15 protein-coding genes and 1 pseudogene are annotated in these 14,745 nt (G+C 37.3%); 4 read left to right on the top strand and 12 right to left on the bottom strand.

From position 1 onward, the window contains the following. Positions 1–99 precede the first annotated feature (99 nt). The 8 genes from DTA23_RS00355 to DTA23_RS00385 form a co-directional block, all read right to left on the bottom strand. Positions 100–546, bottom strand: a complete 447-nt coding sequence (locus tag DTA23_RS00355; RefSeq protein ID WP_172462278.1) for a RagB/SusD family nutrient uptake outer membrane protein — start codon at positions 544–546, stop codon at positions 100–102. Between the two features lie 173 nt (positions 547–719). Then, the gene (locus tag DTA23_RS00360) at positions 720–1,454 is read right to left on the bottom strand and encodes a RagB/SusD family nutrient uptake outer membrane protein (RefSeq protein ID WP_172462279.1); all 735 of its coding nucleotides are present in this window, start codon (positions 1,452–1,454) and stop codon (positions 720–722) included. Between the two features lie 11 nt (positions 1,455–1,465). Next, positions 1,466–4,054 carry a SusC/RagA family TonB-linked outer membrane protein gene (locus DTA23_RS00365; RefSeq protein ID WP_112373479.1) on the bottom strand — a complete coding sequence of 863 codons (2,589 nt, stop codon included), beginning with the start codon at positions 4,052–4,054 and terminating at the stop codon, positions 1,466–1,468. After that, positions 4,033–4,491, bottom strand: coding sequence for a TonB-dependent receptor plug domain-containing protein (locus DTA23_RS00370; RefSeq protein WP_218565278.1), 459 nt, complete (start codon positions 4,489–4,491; stop codon positions 4,033–4,035). Before DTA23_RS00370 ends, DTA23_RS00365 begins: the two co-directional genes overlap by 22 nt. After that, complete coding sequence (locus DTA23_RS26850; RefSeq protein WP_146752974.1) at positions 4,457–4,660, bottom strand: hypothetical protein; 204 nt, start codon at positions 4,658–4,660, stop codon at positions 4,457–4,459. Before DTA23_RS26850 ends, DTA23_RS00370 begins: the two co-directional genes overlap by 35 nt. Positions 4,661–4,679: 19 nt before the next feature. Further along, a complete protein-coding gene (locus DTA23_RS00375; protein WP_112373481.1) occupies positions 4,680–5,654 on the bottom strand; it encodes a hypothetical protein in 975 nt (324 codons plus the stop codon). A gap of 70 nt (positions 5,655–5,724) precedes the next feature. Next, entirely contained in the window at positions 5,725–6,930 is a 1,206-nt protein-coding gene (locus DTA23_RS00380) for a TlpA family protein disulfide reductase (RefSeq protein WP_146752975.1), read from the bottom strand. Positions 6,931–7,055: 125 nt separating this feature from the next. Then, positions 7,056–7,430: a hypothetical protein gene (locus DTA23_RS00385; protein WP_112373483.1), complete on the bottom strand. Its 375-nt coding sequence runs from the start codon at positions 7,428–7,430 to the stop codon at positions 7,056–7,058. A 635-nt stretch (positions 7,431–8,065) separates the two neighbouring features. Here DTA23_RS00385 and DTA23_RS00390 point away from each other — a divergent pair. The 3 genes from DTA23_RS00390 to DTA23_RS00400 all read left to right on the top strand — a co-directional run bounded on the left by DTA23_RS00390 (position 8,066) and on the right by DTA23_RS00400 (position 9,565). Then, the gene (locus tag DTA23_RS00390; protein WP_172462280.1) at positions 8,066–8,473 is read left to right on the top strand and encodes a helix-turn-helix domain-containing protein; all 408 of its coding nucleotides are present in this window, start codon (positions 8,066–8,068) and stop codon (positions 8,471–8,473) included. 18 nt (positions 8,474–8,491) lie between these two features. Next, a complete protein-coding gene (locus DTA23_RS00395; RefSeq protein WP_112373485.1) occupies positions 8,492–8,767 on the top strand; it encodes an XRE family transcriptional regulator in 276 nt (91 codons plus the stop codon). Between the two features lie 255 nt (positions 8,768–9,022). Next, a complete protein-coding gene (locus tag DTA23_RS00400) occupies positions 9,023–9,565 on the top strand; it encodes a hypothetical protein (protein ID WP_112373486.1) in 543 nt (180 codons plus the stop codon). Between the two features lie 80 nt (positions 9,566–9,645). Here DTA23_RS00400 and DTA23_RS00405 read toward each other — a convergent pair whose 3' ends face one another. The 3 genes from DTA23_RS00405 to DTA23_RS00415 all read right to left on the bottom strand — a co-directional run bounded on the left by DTA23_RS00405 (position 9,646) and on the right by DTA23_RS00415 (position 13,070). After that, positions 9,646–10,485, bottom strand: coding sequence for a hypothetical protein (locus DTA23_RS00405; RefSeq protein ID WP_112373487.1), 840 nt, complete (start codon positions 10,483–10,485; stop codon positions 9,646–9,648). 133 nt (positions 10,486–10,618) lie between these two features. Next, a complete protein-coding gene (locus tag DTA23_RS00410; RefSeq protein WP_112373488.1) occupies positions 10,619–11,440 on the bottom strand; it encodes an FRG domain-containing protein in 822 nt (273 codons plus the stop codon). A 496-nt stretch (positions 11,441–11,936) separates the two neighbouring features. Then, positions 11,937–13,070, bottom strand: a complete 1,134-nt coding sequence (locus DTA23_RS00415; protein ID WP_112373489.1) for a DUF8426 domain-containing protein — start codon at positions 13,068–13,070, stop codon at positions 11,937–11,939. A 321-nt stretch (positions 13,071–13,391) separates the two neighbouring features. Here DTA23_RS00415 and DTA23_RS00420 point away from each other — a divergent pair. Continuing rightward, positions 13,392–13,685: pseudogene (locus DTA23_RS00420) on the top strand (IS66 family transposase); the annotation flags it as partial. Between the two features lie 148 nt (positions 13,686–13,833). On the opposite strand, the gene DTA23_RS00425 reads toward DTA23_RS00420, so the two are convergent. Beyond that, on the bottom strand, positions 13,834–14,712 hold the full coding sequence (locus DTA23_RS00425) for an Abi family protein (protein WP_112373490.1): 879 nt from the start codon (positions 14,710–14,712) through the stop codon (positions 13,834–13,836). Between the last annotated feature and the right edge of the window lie 33 nt (positions 14,713–14,745).

Below are 14,745 nucleotides of genomic sequence, written 5' to 3' on the forward strand. Positions count from 1 at the left end.
AACAGTTCTGTGAAATAATCAACAAACAACTCACAAATCTATCGCATAGCCATATTTAATAAAAAAGCTGCCTCAATAAATTTGAGACAGCTTCAATAACTAAGGGTTTTGTTCAATATTGCTTTTTAGCATCACATCTTTAGGAATTGGGAAAATATATCGCACACTATTGGGCGGTAGTTCGTATTCCTGATCGTTTACCTTCCGCTTCAAGATCACAACATGATCTTGTTCTCTATTTAAGCGCCTTAGATCAGACCATCTTATCCCCCGCAGCAACAATTCTTTTTGTCGCTCCAATAAAACCAGTTCTAATGCTTTCTGCTGGGAGATACCTGCCGTCGGCTGAAATTTCCCCGAAATAAACCGCTTAGATAGCAACTCGTTGAGTGCATTGATCCCTTGGTCAGCGCGCCCCAATCGAATCGCACATTCAGCCTCATTGAGCAACAATTCATCCCAAGCATATCCGACAAAATAAGTTGCATTTCCCAGGTAAGAGCCTTTATAAAGAATATTACCTTTGGCATCCTTTTCAAAAAGCAACTTTTTTCGAAGGTCATTATCGTCATAACTGTTATAAAATTCTACGGGTATTAACGTCTTTGTTTTACTGGAAAAATTCGAGCTATTTGATCCGTCGAGATAGATTATTTCTGAATTCCCTTTACCATAGGTAGGAAATGGATACGCTTTGGTGCCCGATACCGTATTGTAGTCTAGTACAGCTCACCGATAGCCCTAGCTTTGGCGGCACAATCTAACGATTTTTCGTAGTCGCCAAGTTGCATATAACAACGCATGAGCAACATATATGCGACCACTTTATTAGGCGAATACACATCTTCACTTCTTTCAGGCAAAATTCCTATGGCTAAAAGGAGGTCGCTGACAATCTGATTGTAGGTCTGTGTTACGGTAGACCGTGTTGTTACCAAATTAACATCACTCTCCAATTTGATCGGTATCCCAAATCGATCCCACTCCGGTATACCTGCAGGCGCAGCGAACTGTTGGGCAATACTAAAAAAAGCATCCGAGCGAATAAACAATGCACTTCCCTTTATTCGATTGTAGTCTACATTATAATTGGGGACTTGCATCTGATCCAATCTTTCAAGGATCACGTTTGCGTAGAGGATCCGCTTATAAAGGTTGTTCCAATCTGGCACATTCTCTTGCGTATTCAAGATCTCATCTGACCAAGTATAAGCAAATTTTTGCAGCTGGGAGCTCGCCAAATTCCAGGTGTTATCCTCCACATAAAACTCACCTGCCGCAATTGTCCCCAAAGACTTACCTGCACCGACATTGATGGTCGCATAGTCATTCAATAAAGCATCCAAATCATCCAACGATTGCGGAATTACCTGAGACTTATCCCTTTTCAGTTCCAGAAAATCAGGATTGCAGCCCATTAAAAAAAGTAGCAAAGCTAAAATCATATTTCTCATACTCATCATCATTAAAGATTAATCTGAAAACCCATAATCCATGTCCTCGGATTCGGATAGGTAACATTAGGCATGTCGGGAATTAGTCCCAAAGCATTAGCCCGATAAATCCATGCAACATTTCTGACCGTTGCAAATAGCCGACATTCTTTGTTTTTTAAAAAGCCCGGAAATGTGCGATAGGAAAGCTGTAAGTCGGCCAACCTCAAGAAATCACCCTTTTCATACATCAATGCCGAATTAACATAGAGTCCATCACGACTGATGTTTTTATCGACTGGAAATACGGGTACAGACGTCACATTTTCATCGCCTGGCACCTGCCACCTTTTTAAATAATCCATATGCCCTACTCCACTGGTAAACAATTGACTATAATTGATTGTATTACGCTTAAAATAAAAGCCAAATTTATAATCCATACTCGCGCTCAAGGAAAAGTTCCCATAAGAAAAGGTATTCCTAAATACGCCCGCATAGGGTGGAAATTTTAATCCCATATCTACTAGGTCATCCATTTTTGCATTATTCAGATAGGCAGTATATTCCTTCGTACCATCTGGAGCTAATAGTTCGCCTGTCGCGGGATCCAAACCACCTGATTTCCATGCATAATTCAGGTCAAGACTTTTACCAACAATTGGAATAGGCGTCGAAACCATTGTTGACATCGTCACATTTGAGTTTGCCATATAATCAAGTACTTTGTTTGCTGTATAGCTGAATGAAAGCGAGCCATTCCATTTCAAACGGTTCTTCCCCAGGTTGGCATTCACTGTCAGATCCACACCTTGAGTGCGAAGCTTCGCATAGTTTATCAGGTTATTGATCTGATAGAAACCAGTTGTTTCAAAAATACCAGTCGTCGGATCCATAAAGTTAACCCCTATCAGATCGCTTGCATTTTTCTGATAGTACTCTACAGATCCGGAAAGCAAATTATTAAACAGTCCGAAATCTAGTCCGATATTGACCATACGCACCTTTTCCCAACGCAGTCCCGGATTGCCAACACTTGTTAGTTGCGCATAGCTTTTTTGAGTAACAAAATTGACATCACTGGAAAACGATGTAATTGGATAGACACTAACGGTGTTATTGACATTGCCGCTTATCCCATACGTTGTTCTGAACTTTAGGTTATTTATCCAGTCTGATTTCATCCAGTCGAAACGATCCAGATTAATCGCAGTACCGACAGACCACAGTGGCACTCCTTTTTGATTGGTCTTGACACCGAAAAGGTTGGAGGCATCCCAACGCAGGCTAGCTGTAAGCGACAGCTTGCGGTCATAGGTATAAGCCCCATTGAAAAAATACGATAAAAATCGATCTGTCAATGAAACCATCCCGGTTGGCGCAGAAGGTACAGTCGCTGAACCCAGAGGCCTCAGTGTATAGAATGTGGTATAATCCAGGTTTGATTGCGCTGTCAATACCTCATCGTTGTAGCCATACAGTCTATATCCGGGGTTGGAGAAGCTTTTTGTCTCGCGAAGCTCTGCTCCTGCAATGGCATTGACTACATTCATCTCCCCATATTGCCGATTAAAATCCAACTGCATCCTTCCTGACTGCGATGATATTTCGTTATTAAGCCCTTCTTTGATGGCACCCACGGGAATAATGCGTTTTAGATCGGCTTGCGTGTACTGATTTACAAGATTCCGGACATAATAAGAGTCAGCATCATACACATTGGTTTGATCCGTACGGAGCCGTTGATTTTGATATTTAAGCGAAAGCTTCATGCCATCCAAGATGGTATAATCTAGCCCCAGATTGATCAAAAGATCTTTTGTAGCAGACCTTCTATCTCTCATTTTGACTTCCGCAAGCGGCACATAGTTCCAGTCTAAGAGACCATTGCCTACCGCCTGATCCACATAATCTTTGGCATATCGTCCTGTAACAGACACAGGATCTCCGTTTTCATCGACCAATGCAGTATAATTGGGGAGTTCCCGACTCCCGACCTTTAGTCCCTGCAAAGTCAACCCGTTATTCTTTGCTGCCATCCAGGCGTAATTGAGTCCAAAGGAAAGATCTAGCCCTTTTGTCAGTTTGATCTGGTTACGTAGATTCAGCGTATTTCTCCTATTACCGTTCCCCTGCACATTAGCGTTATTCTTCGAGAAAGATGAGGAGAGCCAATAACTGTATACAGAACCACCGCCATTAAGTGCCAGATCATATTGCTGCAATAGAGCGGGCCTATAGAGATATTTGCGCGCATCCTTTCTCAGGTCACGCTGTTCAAGCCTATCCCTTTGCACACCAAATTCCTTTTCAGAAATGGCATTATTTTTACGATCCATCAACAAAGAGACATATTCCGGCAAAGCTGAGTAATCCGAAGCATCAAAATTATCCAGTTCAAAGAGCTTATCTTCTACATCAAGCATCGATGCCGAAGGAAGATAATCACGGGAATACGAAAGATCAGGCCGCTGGGACAACTGCCATGTGCTGCCAAATACCAGATTATTAGACTGCTCAAACTTTCCTTTTTTTGTCGTAATGACGATTACGCCATTCCCTGCTCTTGCTCCCCAGATGGACGCTGCTGAGGCATCTTTCAGTAAAGTGATGGATTCCACATCATTGGATTAATCGAATTCAATGAACCCTCATACGGAAAGTTATCCAAAATGATCAATGGTTCAGTCTGAGAATTGATCGTACTCAGTCCCCTCAACCGCAACTTAGGTTCTGTTGAAAATTCTCCTGAATTAATAGACCTGTCAAACTGTAATACCGAGCTTATCCCTTCGAGCCGCTCAATGATATTGGGATTGGGGTTTCTGTTCAACAGATCCCTGTTGATTACTTCAAAGGAGCCCGTTACACGCTCTTTTGGAATGCGATAATATCCTGTGGAGACTTCAACTTCTTGAAGCACGTTGACACTTTCCTGTAGGACTATTTCAAAAAAATGATTTTTAGCGGGGTCGACAAATAAGCGCTGCGCTATTTTTCCCGTTCGGGTCACCACTAGGGTATCAGGTCTGAACAAAGAAAATTCGAATTTTCCCAAGCTCATCAACCCGTATAAACTTCCCTGTTCCGACAAGCTTCAGGCTTACATGACCGAGCGCTTTTCCCGCCTCATCTTTTACGATACCACTCACCTTTTGTTGCCCATAGGCATGCCCTAAAGTCCATATTCCAACTAAGAACACAAACAAACATCTACAGATTTTCATGGCCAGTAGATTTGAATGATCAGCAGACTGACCTATGTGTAAATAAGGAACTGGTTTCTCCTCGATGAGGATCTGTAGGCCATATTGTTTCAGCAGATTTTGAATATTTTTCAAACTTTTGCTCTTGTGCCATAGCAACGGGAAAAGAAAACTTAGCTGGAAAATCAGGTGCTATTCCGGTACGGTCCCAGATCCTATATTCAGTCAATTGCAATGACTTTATATTCTTGAGCGCAGTCTCAATGAATAACTTAAAATGTGGTTGGTCGCTAAAAGGAACAGCATAGTTTTCGTAGCCTTTCTTTGGCCGACGCTGTAGTTTTTGGGATAATTTGATCTCTGCTCGCCGTCTGGTATTTAACGGTTTTAAAATAGGGTAACGTATCGTTTCACCATCTTGTATTTTTGCGTCAAGACCAAATTTTTGTTCGACCTGGTCGGCCAACAACTTTTGCATTTTTCTTCTCGCCATGCTGATGCCACTATCCCTTGGAACACTCACCATAATGCTTAAATAATGCTGCCTCTTCCATTCCTCCAGCTGCTTGTCTTTATGGAGATCACCAGTCCAATTTTCTCTTGGTTTACTTTTTTCAAGATAGGAAGCAAAATCAATCCCCACATCCCATCTAATTGCTTTCTTTTTAATTTGGTAGGGATATATTTCGTCTTTATAAGCTTCTTGGTAAATGCGATCTATTGTCGAATTAACGGCATATAGCGTGAGCGAATCTCTGGTCTTAAACACTTTAAAATTAGCTTCGGTGTAACCAGGAATATATCCAACCAGTTTACAGCCTTGGCTATCGTAAAAAACATGATCAGGTAGCCCGTTATCTTTAGTAAACAAAGCTTTGGTCGTATCAATAAGCTTAACTTCAGTTTTATTAAAAACTTCAATCTTTTTATCGGTTAACACTGCATTTATATTCTCTGTCGTAGCGTAACTGGTTTTCGGGGTGGCTATGACACGGCCATCTTTGATCCATACCATAAATGGTAATGCTTGATGGATAAGTCGATCCGAGAGGTAACTATCGTCATATATTGATTGGTAATCCCATTTAAAAATAATTCAGTGTTCGCGTTATATCTTTCAACCCATTGGTGGTAACAGGTATGATAACCACTTTATTTGCGTCCCAAGTTTTTTTTAGCGAATCAAGCTTTTTTAAAGAGCCTAAGCAGGGACTGCACCATGGCGCCCAAAAGTCTAATATAATCAGCTTATCCCTGTGCAATGAAAGATTGGTCTGTGAGACCGCTTTGGAGCTCCAGTCAACGGATTTGTGCATGTGACTGTAAAAATCATCGCCGACAAGATCACCGACCTTTAAACCTTTTACCTCGGAGAGCCCATCGGCCCCGCTGTCCTTGCGGGGCGTCTGAGCTGATAAACTAAACATAGAAACTAAACATAAAAACAAGCATGTCAAAATCATACGATACACACGCTTATAATCTGCAATCAACAAAAAGCATTTTAAAGCCCGCTGAACAACTAAACTTACTGATCCAAGCAAAGTGTTGGCTCGCAACACCAAAGCCTTGCAGATCGACTTAAAGAACCATAAAACAGATCGTTCAGATTCTACTCCATACGTCAATCTAAAATCTCCCATCTGCTGAAATGCTTGCTTTTGTTGTGTGGGTCTTGTGCAATCCTTTAGTTGTCCTTGAGTATAACAAGGGCTTAGCAAGGGTGAACCTAGGGTCGCGCTATAGTCAAGCTTGTGTGTTTCTTGTGCCAAGCTATAGTCGACCATCTTTTGAGCAATTCCTGCCGAATTTTTACATTTCATCGGATTTTCATCGAGTCCGCATCGGGTTTTGATCGGTGTAGCCTGATGAGATCCCGATGAAAACTCGATGCCAATGGCATGAAAGGCAGACGCTGAAGCGAAGTTGATCAGGCAAAAGTCCGAAGAAGATAATACCTCTCCCGCTCGTCGACTCGCCTCTGGCTCCGCTTTGAGACTTCTTCGGGACACATTCGAGGCATGTTCGGGAGTTCTTCGGCTCGGCTTCGGCAGGGTTTCGAGTACGCTTCGACTCGTACCCGAAGCGCAGTCGAACAACACTCGAAGCGTTCCCGAAGATGAGGCGACGCTGGTCCGACGCAGTGTCGAACGATCCTCAAACAAAAGCCGAAGGCTGCCCGAAGAATCTGCATTTTTTAAAAGGTTTTGAGCGCCAATCGTCCAGCGCTTTTTTAGCAGGACGGAAGTACCTTTAAAGTACGTTTTTCCTTGTCTAATTTTCTTACGCAAATTTTGCGTAATTAGTACTATATCTGTGCTTAAGTAGTGCTTAACACGTACTTGAAATATATAGGTTATATAGCCCCTTAAAAAGGCTAGTAATTGTTGGCTATTCATCATTTTTTTGTTAGTGGTTATTTCGACAACCGACCGAAAAACTCAGCGACTTTTCTGCTCAATTCTAGCTCTTTTCCGATGCGCTCTTCAGCTTGTGCTGACAGCTGCATTTTACGCAGGTCTATATTGCGATGATTGGCGATACAGTAAGCTATCAACACCCGATACAATGCGGTTGCAAATTCCTGCATTTCCTCATCTTTTAGGAGCCTATTTTCTCCTAAGCCACCATTAAGATACGTACTCAATAGCTGGAGGATATGAGCAGAAATAGTATCTAAGACATAATGATTCCAAAACGCCTCAATCTCCTTTATAGGATCGTAATCGACCTTATGGACATCATAAATCATCAAGTCAAAAGAAAGTTGTAGCGCTAAAATCCCGTTCATTTTTCAGTCTGTAATCTTTAACCGAAAGTACATAGCATCCCCTCTCCGATCGAAATCAGCTTTTTTGGGAGCCTGATGTTACTCAGTTCACATTAGTAATAATTAATTCATTCTGGGAGCCAGATCGCGTTTGAATGAGGGGTCACAAAGGTGTATAATATTGGCGTTACGCGGTCCATGGCAAAGAGAAGCCAAATCCTATTTGGCCACACCAGCCGAGCTACTCGGGGGCAGTGATGATGTTCTTTGATTGTTGTTTTTTGTTCATAACTCGTTTTTATAAATAAACGAGCCTTATAGAGGCGAGGCAAAAATATATGGGGCCCACCTTCTTCACCTCTCCGAAAAAAGTTTCTGACGCCTTAACGGGATGAAGTACAGTGGAGCCCCATACAATTGCAAATATAGAATATTCCAATAATGTATGGGGATAATAATTCCACTGCCTTACTCCGATGCGTCAGAATGGAGAAGTAAGACTCATTAATTACTATCCTAAAAGCAGGTAGTTCATTCTAAAAATCAAAATAAAATGAGTACATTTACCTTAGCTTTTTCAAAAATAACAAACTGATTTCTATATTATTATAATGAATTCTTATAATAACATAGACATAGCCTATAAAATTTTAGCCATGAGTACCGGAACAATATTAAGAGCCCTCAGAGACGAACATGCGTGGTCACAGGAATTTGTCGCGAATGAATTAAACATTAGTCAACCTTCTTATTGCAGCCTAGAGCAAGACAAAACAAAACTTTCAATAGAGCGTGCCACCAAATTAGCTGAACTGTATAATGTTCCAATAGCTATCTTTTCCGAGGATAAAGATTCAATCATAAACTATAACCTTGGGAGAAAAAGTAGAACAATAATCAACTCTAATATCATAAAAGAAAGCTTATCTTTGAAGGAGGAAAATCTTTATGAAGAAATCATCGAAGATAAGAATAACCAGATTCGACATCTAAAATCCGAAATTGCGGAATTAAGAAAGAATATTAATTTTTTACAAAAGCAATTAGAGAAAGCATTAAATTAAATAATATTTTAGAAGACTATGGCACAAACCTTACTTGCGGAATTGCGAATAAAAAAAGAACTGATACAAGAAACTGTTGCTAAGGAAGCGAATATTGATATTGAAAGATATAAGGACCTAGAAGCTGGATTAGCTTCTTTAAAATATGAAGAAGCAGGTTCACTTGGGCAAATACTTGGTATTAATCCAATCCATTTACTGGAAACTGCCAAAACCGTCAATTACAACATTGGCTCCTATGCAAGAACTATTTATGCAGAAAAATATTACGAAGGGGAAGAAAAAGAAAGATAATACACTAAGCTATTAAAGTTATCTACATATTTTTTATTGATTTGGCAAACGAGCACGAAGGCAGATAAATAATAAAAGTGTTCTTAAAAAAATCGTTCAGTACGATGTTATTAAGGAAAGCGATTTTAGATTTGATTAAGGCAATTGCTGATTTAGTGGAAGAGATGAAGGAATTAGAGGGAGGAAGTTGAGCCTCTATTCCGAAGATGTTTATTAATAGATTGAAGATGAGTTCAAAAAATACTGAGTTAGGTAATGGCAATTAATGAATTTGATGAGATAGATTGGTTAATCGGATTTCTTAAAAATGCTGATGGGCTAAAAAAAGAGGGGATATCTCGAATAAGGAACTTCTTACTACTTTGGAATTTACTAGAAGATGTAACACTGGGAAAGGACGCTAATATTGCTAAAATTAGACATCTGGTTGATCAAATCCATCAAAATGTTCCCCTTGTAGCAGGTGAATTTGATGAATTTGTTGATTATTTCTCCAAACGCTATTTTGATCCTACTGGTCAAAGTCCCTATTCTCTGGACGGATTGAAATTTAGATCAGGTGCAAATGATCAGGGCGCAAAAGCCGAAGTTAAAGCAGTCTTGACTAAAAGTGAACAAAATCCAGTAATGGTTTTGAAAGCTTTGCTGATAATTTGTTATCGTTTCCGTAACAACTTATTTCACGGAGAAAAACAACTAGTTATTTTAGATGGACAAATCAATAATTTTATTGTCGCTAATAATATATTAAAGCTCATACTTGAAAAAATGAAGGCTGCCGGAATTCTTAATCTATAATTTACAAACTAATAAAATATCTCGAGACTGTAACCTGAACTGTGTCAGAGGAATAATCCAATAAGATTATTTAAACTAACTTAAAAAGGCATAATGAATAACCCCATTGTTTCAGCTAGATCAGCCACTAGCTTTTCAACAATTTTTATTGTATTTTCAACTGTAGCCTTATCAATTGTATGAACATCACCCTCATTAGATTTTCCATTGCGATGCACAAGATCATGACGCACTTTCACACATCGCATAACATCACCAATGAATGGGAATGTTATATCTAACGTTGTTGAATACATCATACGTACTTTTACAAGATCATGATAAATAGTTTCTAACATAGTTTTCTTAGCTATATCTCCAATAGAGTTGTATTTATCGTAAATTTGATCTAAGGTGAACTTTCTATCTTTAAAAGCTGGGTGGGATCTGACAAACTTTTCCATAAATAATTCGCTATTTGTCACCACTTTAACAAATGTTTCCGACAGAAAAGTTTCCATGGTAGTAATTGCTGCTATATAAACCTGACGCCTTAATATAACTTCTAGATCTTTATTTCCAAGATCAAGGTTATTCAATCGACGCAAATTAACTATTTCCTTTTCAAAGTTATCTAAAAGTTTGCTAGTCTCTGTAATAGCTTCAAACTCATACTCATAAGGCTCCGCATCTATAATTACAGAAGCATCTACCTTCACTTTTCGGTCATCGACACCAGGAATTCTTGTCAAAAATTCTTTTGGAACATCCCTATGAAAGTTGACAGTAAATCCAGTAATCAAACCATCCTTAGACTGATTTTCTATAAGATCATATTCATATTTAGCCAATTCATAATAGTCTATCCCCCAATGCTCAGCTAATGCATCAGTCACATAATCATTATAACGTTCAATCATTAATTCGCTAAAATATCCCATATTTAATTTATTTTTATTTGACGCAAGTATAATGTCGCAGACTCATTTAATCGCCATTTTGAAAAAATTATTATTTTGAAAAATTTTACTTCACGTTCTTTTCCTATAGAGCTGCATTAGCAGTTAATTTTAATTAGATAAAATATTCATCAAAAGCATACACAGTTTTTTTTGAAATGCCTTCCAGTCCTGGATAAATAGAATCATAAGAAATCCCTAATTGATAAAGATCCTTTTTTATTTGTCTAAAGTGTTTATAAGGAATTACTATTTGTTTAAGAAAATCGCTATCAAACGGATGTAGCTTTAATCCATCCAGTTCATGTCCAAACAAAGTAAAACATGAATTTTGACTTTTCATTCGATCATCTATATAAAATGGTTTTAACGCAATTGGATATTTAACTTCGTTAGATTTGGCCTTTAGTAAATCAATATCAAAATAGCTCAAAACTTCTTTCTCAGGGTTTATTGAGGGATATAATCTTAATTCTTCGACGTCAATGCCACTTACAAATTTATTTGTTGATGAATTTAATTTAAAAGGATCTAATACCCATATAAAAGCATCATTATTACTATAAACATTCTCAACAGCAAAAAATAAAGCTATTAGTGAATTCTCCGTCCAATCTAAAAGTCTAGTATGCGAACTATAATGCTGCATAACGAAAGATGTTCCAAGATCATCATTTATAAGGTCGAATTTCCTTAAAAAAGGGTAGGCTTCATTTCGGAAAACAGCTCTGAGATTCCATTCCTTTATATAAAACTCTACAGTAGCGGCAGGCCCAATTATATACTCCCGATACAAGTTTGGTATGAGATAGGTTTTATCAAATTTAGAGTTTTCTGCCCTGAACCATAAATTATGTCCATAGAAATTTTCATTAAAATTTATTGACTTTACTTCATCAATATATTGAGTTATCGAACTTATATTTTTAGTGATCATTGTTCTAGTGTATAATTTTGAATGCTATCTGTTTCCACTAATTTTACCTTTATAAACCTTGTGCTATTTTTTGCCATTCTGCATTGTTCCTCCATAATTAAGACTTATAAAACTTCTCCAAAAGTTTTAAGCCTTCTTAGCTTTTTGATTTGCTTCTTGCTGAAAGTTTATAGTTCATACCCATCTATATCAAAATACCAAATTGCAATTAAATTTTTCTATATCTCGTAATCGCTTAAACTTTTTTGCTAATACTTTGTCTTATTTAACAGAAGTTCTTACATTTGATAAGACCTAGAAATTAATAGAAATGTTTGTCTTCATTATTTTTGCGTTTTGTGTAATAGCGATAGCATTCTTCCTATTTTATAGCCCTTTATATTTTATTGGCTATAAAGTATTCGCTTTTGACAAAAAAATAGGTGACAAAAGTTTAGCTTTAGCTATATCAATAATGGCCTTGGTCTTATCTATTATATTTTTTAAAACTTTTTCGTCAATCCTTCTTAATCTGTGCTAATGACTTTTCCGAAGATTCAATTGGTTCAGTTTGCATATGTTTTGATGAATCCGCAAGTTCTTTAACTGCCGTTTTGAGAGTATTATTTTGTATTTTATTAAGTGAGTCTTGTAACAGCTGGACATCTATCTTATGACGAAGTTGTTCTAATTCACTTTTTCGAGCAAGAGAATCCTTTTTATAATCTATATCCAGATCCTCTGATTTATATTTGTTGTAGGCATCAAGCGCGTTCCCATCATATTTTATATCTATGTCTAAAACACTAGCGGCCTTTGCTTTTAATTCTAGATTATTGGAGAATAAACTGAGATACATAATAATTGCTGTAATTGCACCAACACAGCCCCCTATTAAGATTGCGCTTCCTCTAGATTGAACTTTTATCTTTATGTATAATTCTTCATCAACTTCATAACCATTTTCTTTACAAAGTTCAGTATATAGGGTAGTGATCGCATCTAAGAATCTCTTCAGTTCGAAGGCATTTATATTCTCATCTTGATTGATATAAAATGTCCCATATGTCATTTCTTCTTTAACAAATACACTTGAAAGATTACTTTCAATAAAATCGCCATATTTGTCAGCATTAGTCAACCCTAGGCGAGATGAAAATAAAGAACGTAGATCACCAACAACCTCACTTTTTGGTAAAATCTTTTGCCATTTTACCTTTCTAATTTTCTCAGGATAAGACTCATCTTTATCGTTATGTTTTACGATCCCAGTGGTTTTTTCTATTTTTATATCCGAATCTATTAAACCAATCGCAATATAGTCACTATCAGCTGATGGCATCATTACAACATCCCCAATCTTCACATCATGATAAAATCTTAACAGTTGATTCGCTAACTTAGTAGCTTCACTTTGATTTTCTTGTACCTCGTTTTGATATATATATTGTTGAAGTGTTGTAAAAGTGGTATTATCATATCGTCCATTTTTAATGTACTCCAAAGGCACTGAGTTCCCAATTATACCGACCTTTTCTCGTTCATAAAAATAACTAAATAATTGCCCCCCAAATGTTCTTATAAACCAATATTTTCTACTGGAAGGGACATTTCTCGCCTCTTGTATTTCCAGTCCAAATGTATTTCCCATATTATTAATTTGATTCAGTTTTTAATTATCTGTAATTATTTTCCGCTAACTTAAACACATGTACAATAAAGCTATATCTTTGACAAATGTTTATCTAAGAAATTTAAATGACAGAGGTTATACTTTTCATTAACAATATCGATCTACTCAATATTGCTACGGTAATCAAACATCGGAATTTGACTTGAGTTTTCCAAACAATAAATCTACTTACATGAAAGTAGAAACTTAAATTTTGGCATATTTGATGATTAAGTAGATTTTTTTAAAATCATTTCCTCAACCTACTTCTAAAATACCGTTCATTCTCCTGCATACGTACGCTGGGACATGCTCTCGGAATATCTGCGCGACGGGAATCTGCAGATTGACAATAACCTTATCGAGAATGCCATTCGCCCTGTTGCTCTGGGACGCAAAAATTGGTTGTTCGCCGGAAGCCATGAGGCAGCAAAGCGATCAGCAATGATCTACTCTTTCTTCGCTATCTGCAAAAACCATGAGGTGAACCCATTTCTGTGGTTAAAACATACAATAATGAATATAGCGTCAATAAACCACAAGAATATAAAAGAGCTTTACCCACAGAACTTAAAAAAATCAACTGAAATGTAGTTCATAGGCCGGATACATAATAAGGTAAAAAAGAAAACCCAACGCCTAAAAAGAGTTGGGTTTTATAAATTCTTGTTTTAAAGTGCTGCTCTATAGCAATAGAGTATAGAGGGGCACTAACTACGGTACAAATATACAAACTTTTCTATTAAATAGCAAGATCAAAAACTATATGTTGATCAATCATTTCATTTACAGCTCCATTAGTTCTAGCACTAGCGAACAGAGCTATGAGTTCTCTCTCTAAATCATCAGCTCTATTTTGAGAAACTTTACTCAATACAAAAAGAATTAGACGAATTGACGCATTAAGATTCGTTTGATTACGTGTTCTTAATCTATATCGTTTGTTGGGAATTCTTCGGATACCTAAAGGTTGATTACAATCAAATAAAACACCACTGTGACTACAAATATTTCGAATATTGATTAGGGCTAAAATATGATTTTCAAGCACATCTATGTCTCTTATTTGATATACATCTGAAACTTTTTGCTTAACAATATCTTCTTTCAAACTTTTAAAAAGGGTATATACCTGACCAAATGTAAAAAATTCCAACGTTTTCCAGGTCGGGGCATAGATATCGTTAATATATTTAGCATGATGATCTCGTATAGGAACGTTTTTAGATTTAAATTTATCGTTATAGATCTTCGGCAACTTTTGAATAAATGGGGCATGCACTACTCTAGGATCATTGAACCAAGTTGGAGATTGTAGATAGTGATTAGAAACATGATAGACTACCTGCGTTCGAAAATGGACTTCAATTCTGTATAAATATTTTCCCAAAAGATTCCGCAAATCAACGTCGAAATAATAGAGTTTGATAATATCATCAAGACTGATCCCCTCACGAAGATTGTGATTTTCATCCACTTCAAAGTAATGCCAATAAAAACCCAGCCGATAATACCCAATATCTAATAAATATTCTTTGGCTTTTTCATCGTCATCAATATACAGCCCTCTATCCTTGAGTAACTGAATTTGTGCGTCCACATCTGTAGCTTGTCTCCCCATTTTAATTTTCTGAAAATTAATAAATACTTGCTA

It is taken from the genome of Sphingobacterium multivorum, from assembly GCF_900457465.1.
In the GTDB taxonomy this organism is placed as follows: Bacteria; Bacteroidota; Bacteroidia; order Sphingobacteriales; family Sphingobacteriaceae; genus Sphingobacterium; species Sphingobacterium multivorum.